6 protein-coding genes are annotated in these 3,932 nt (G+C 55.7%); 1 reads left to right on the top strand and 5 read right to left on the bottom strand.

The window, feature by feature from the left end:
* Positions 1–273: DUF4442 domain-containing protein (locus WBC85_RS17245; RefSeq protein WP_424440283.1), on the top strand; the 273-nt coding region annotated here is incomplete at its 5' end.
* Here the strand turns inward: WBC85_RS17245 and WBC85_RS17240 are convergent.
* The 5 genes from WBC85_RS17240 to WBC85_RS17220 form a co-directional block, all read right to left on the bottom strand.
* Positions 263–565 carry a hypothetical protein gene (locus WBC85_RS17240; protein WP_424440280.1) on the bottom strand — a complete coding sequence of 101 codons (303 nt, stop codon included), beginning with the start codon at positions 563–565 and terminating at the stop codon, positions 263–265. The two genes, WBC85_RS17245 and WBC85_RS17240, sit on opposite strands and share 11 nt — an antisense overlap.
* A 2-nt stretch (positions 566–567) precedes the next feature.
* Positions 568–1,539, bottom strand: coding sequence for an ABC transporter ATP-binding protein (locus WBC85_RS17235; protein ID WP_424440277.1), 972 nt, complete (start codon positions 1,537–1,539; stop codon positions 568–570).
* Positions 1,540–2,523, bottom strand: coding sequence for an ABC transporter ATP-binding protein (locus WBC85_RS17230; protein ID WP_424440274.1), 984 nt, complete (start codon positions 2,521–2,523; stop codon positions 1,540–1,542).
* Positions 2,523–3,401: an ABC transporter permease gene (locus WBC85_RS17225; protein ID WP_424440271.1), complete on the bottom strand. Its 879-nt coding sequence runs from the start codon at positions 3,399–3,401 to the stop codon at positions 2,523–2,525. Before WBC85_RS17225 ends, WBC85_RS17230 begins: the two co-directional genes overlap by 1 nt.
* Positions 3,398–3,932 (bottom strand): ABC transporter permease (locus WBC85_RS17220; RefSeq protein WP_424440268.1); only part of this gene is annotated, 535 nt, incomplete at its 5' end. The genes WBC85_RS17220 and WBC85_RS17225, both read right to left, overlap by 4 nt.

Genomic DNA, 3,932 nt, shown 5'->3' with positions numbered 1-3,932 from the left:
GTCCACGTGATCGCCGTGGCCAACGGTTTAGAAATGGCGATGGGTTTTCTGGCAGAGGCGACGGTCCCGAAACACCTGCGCTGGATACCCAAAGGGATGGAACTGACCTATCCCGCCAAGGGCGAGTCCGATTTGATCTGCGAAGCCATCAGCGATCCTGCAGATTGGGTTGCTGGTGAATTGCCTATCAAGGTAAGCGCGCGACGCACAGATGGGACAGTCGTGGTCGAAGGCGTGATTAATCTTTGGATCAGTGACAAGCCTAAGACGTAAGCGCAACCATTTTGGCGACGGTATTCATATTACGCGCAGACCCGTGTTCAGCGCCCAATATTCGCAGTTTGGAGCGCCCTAACCCATTCGGGTAATGCACATATATCACCCCAGCGCCTGCCATTATCTCTTCATCGGCCTGCCCGCGAAGGCCGCTGCAAAGCGCCTCGCTAGCGAGGCCATCAAGAAAAATCGCAGTAACCTTGCTGCCCGCCACTTTTGGAAACGGGTTTTGCGCCGCGATACAAGCCAATTCGGCGGCGCTACGCACAAAAACACCAAAACGGGCCATGCTTAAATCTCTGCACCCGGAAAATGACAGGCCACCCCGTTCGCGAGTTCGGGCTCGTCGCGACGACAAATATCCTGCGCAGCGGGGCAGCGATTGGCAAAACGGCACCCGGCTGGCAAGTTGACGGGATCGGGCGGATCGCCCGGTATCAAAATACGCTTGGTTTGCGCGCGGCGTGCCTTATCGACGGATGGAACCGCGGACAAAAGCGCACGTGTGTATGGGTGTTGCGGTGCGTTGAAGATATCAAGGCGCGGACCGTGTTCCACGATCTTGCCCATATACATCACCGCTATTGAATCGCACATATGTTGAACGACGCCCAGATCGTGGCTGATAAAGAGATAAGTCAGCCCGAATTCCTTTTGCAGCTTGCGCAGCAGGTTTAGAATTTGCGCCTGCACGGCAACGTCGAGCGCAGACACAGGTTCATCGCAAATAATCAAATCGGGCTGGGTCGCCAAGGCGCGGGCGATACCGATACGCTGGCGTTGCCCGCCCGAAAACTGATGCGGGAACAGGCGCTGCTGTTCGGGGCGAAGGCCAACGGCATTGAACAGGAAATCAATGCGCTCGTTCTTTTCCGCTTCGCTCATCTCGCCAAGACTATCCATCGGCTCGCGCACGATATCAGCGGCGCGCAATCGAGGATTAAGTGATGAGTAAGGATCCTGAAAAATGAACTGAACCCGTGCGCGCGCTTGGCGCAGGTTTTCATCGCTCAAAGTCAGAAGGTCCGTATCGCCCAGCTTCACTTTGCCTTGATAGCTTTCAACAAGGCGTGCGACGGCCAAGGCCGTCGTGGTTTTACCCGACCCGGATTCGCCCACAATCGCAAGGGTTTCGCCCTGCTTGATCGTAAAGCTGACGTCATCAACAGCATGCAGGTAGGCGTTCTTGCCAAAACTCCCGCCGCGCTTTACGGCGAAGCGTACAGTCAGGTTTTCAACGTCCAAAAGCGTGTCAGTACTCATCTACAATTCCTCCGCGCGCCAGCAGGCAGACTGATGCGCATCGCCAAAGCTCACCTCGGGAGGGCGCTGTTGACGGCACTTGTCGTCGGCATGTCTGCAACGAGATGCAAACAGGCAGGTGTCTTTGCCAAAATCCATAAGCGATGGAACAATGCCCGGCACCTCGACCAGCTCTTCACGTTCTTGCGTCAGCGTGGACAGAATATGTGGCACACAAGAGATAAGCCCCGCCGTGTAAGGATGGCGCGGGTGATCGATAACAGTTTCCACAGGACCAAGCTCTGCCTTGCGGCCCGCGTACATGACGATCATGCGCTCTGCCATTTCGGCGACAGCGCCCATATCGTGGGTAATTAGAATAATCGCGCTTCCCGTTTGGCGGCGCATATCTTGCAGCAGATCGAAAATCTGCGCTTGAACCGTTACATCCAGCGCGGTTGTCGGCTCATCCGCGATCAAAATTTTCGGCTCGCACGCCAGTGCAATAGCGATCATCACGCGCTGGCGCTGACCTCCGCTCATCTGGAAGGGATAATCAGACACCCGCGCTTTTGCGTTAGGGATACGGACCGCATCAAGTAGCTCAATTGCTTGCGCCCACGCTGCGCGTTTGGACAGACCCTGATGCGCACGCAGCACTTCCGCGATCTGTTCACCGACCGTGTAAAGCGGATTGAGTGATGTCATCGGTTCCTGAAAGATCATCGAAATGTCGTTGCCGCGGATCTGACGCAAACGCGCTTCACTGGCCGTTGTCAGTTCTTCGCCATCAAACGTAATGGAGCCTGACGCAACGCTGCCGACGCCTTCGGGTAGCAAGCCCATCAGCGCGAGGGCTGTCATGGATTTTCCGCAACCGGACTCGCCCACAAAACTAAGCGATTCACCGGCATCCAGATCAAACGACAAGTCGTCAATCACTGGCGCAACACCATCGCGGGTCTTGATTTCGATCCGCAGGTTCTTGACACTCAGCAAAGCCATTAGCGCGACCTCAACTTGGGATTTAACGCATCATTTAGCCCGTCCCCGACGAGCGAAATGCAAAGCACTGTTACAAAAATTGCGACGCCCGGAATGGTGACTGTATAGCTCGCATCAAGAATGTACTGGCGGTTGGAACCAATCACCTGCCCCCATGACACAACGTTCGGGTCGGTCAATCCAAGAAAACTAAGCCCCGCTTCGAACAGGATCGCAGAGCCAACCATCAGCGCAGCTTGCACGATGATCGGCGGCAATGCGTTGGGCAGGATCACGCGGAACATCAGTTTGGCGTTGGTCGCGCCCGATGCGCGTGAGGCAGTGACATATTCCAGCTCGCGGATACGCAAGAATTCAGAGCGCGTGATCCGCGCAACTGCGGTCCAGCTGACAACACCGATTGCGAATGTAATCATCGGTAGTGAAGCACCGAAAAGCGCAACAATCACCATTGAAAAAAGCAGTGTCGGCAGAACCTGAAAGAACTCGGTGATCCGCATCAGCAGCTCTTCAACCCAGCCTTTGTAAAACCCGGCAAGCGCTCCAACGGTCACGCCAATGAAAATGGACACCGCCGCCGCCGCAACGCCGATCACGATCGAAACGCGCGCGCCGTGTATGAGGGCAGCCATAAGATCACGGCCCAGATAATCTGTGCCAAGCCAGAATCCATCAACGCCCGGGGGCGAGAACGGAGCCCAGACCATATCGAATGGATCCGTAGGATAGATGTAGGGGCCGAAAATTGCGCAAAGGATAATCAGCGAAAGGACGAACAGCGCGAGCATCGCCGCCGTGTTCCCGCGAAACATTTCCCATGCTTCGGAAAACGGCGAGCGTGCTTCGGGCAGCGTGTTTTCAGGTTCTATTAGGCTCATCCTTTGCTCCCCACACGCGGATCAATCAGGCGAAGTGCGAGGTCGGTCAGCAAGTTGCCAACGATTACGACCAGCGCAGAGAAAAAGAGGATGCCGAGGATCGTCGGCGTATCACGTGCGATAATCGACTGGAACGCCAGCGTGCCAAGCCCCGGCCAGCTAAACACTGCTTCGACCAGAACCGCGCCGGAAATCACCGCCGAAAACTGCAAGCCTGCCAGCGTAATCACCGGCGAAAGCGAGTTTTTCAAAGCGTGTTTATAGACGACTTGATTGGGTGAAAGCCCCTTGGCTTTTGCGGTGCGCACATAGTCCGAACCCAGAGTTTCCATCATCGTCGCCCGAGCAAGGCGCGAATACAGTGCAAGGAAGATAGAGCCTAGCGTGATTACAGGAAGCACCATATGGCGTGCAATGTCGCCTGCGCGGAACCAGAAACCACCCTCAGCCGAGACATCAATCATTCCCGCCACTGGAAACCACTGGATTTTCAACGAGAACGCAATCAGCAGCAAAATGCCTGTCCAGAAC

It is taken from the genome of Planktotalea sp., from assembly GCF_049680325.1.
GTDB lineage: Bacteria > Pseudomonadota > Alphaproteobacteria > Rhodobacterales > Rhodobacteraceae > Planktotalea.
Note: the sequence above shows the minus strand (reverse complement) of the source record. Positions and strands in the feature narration are given on the sequence as shown.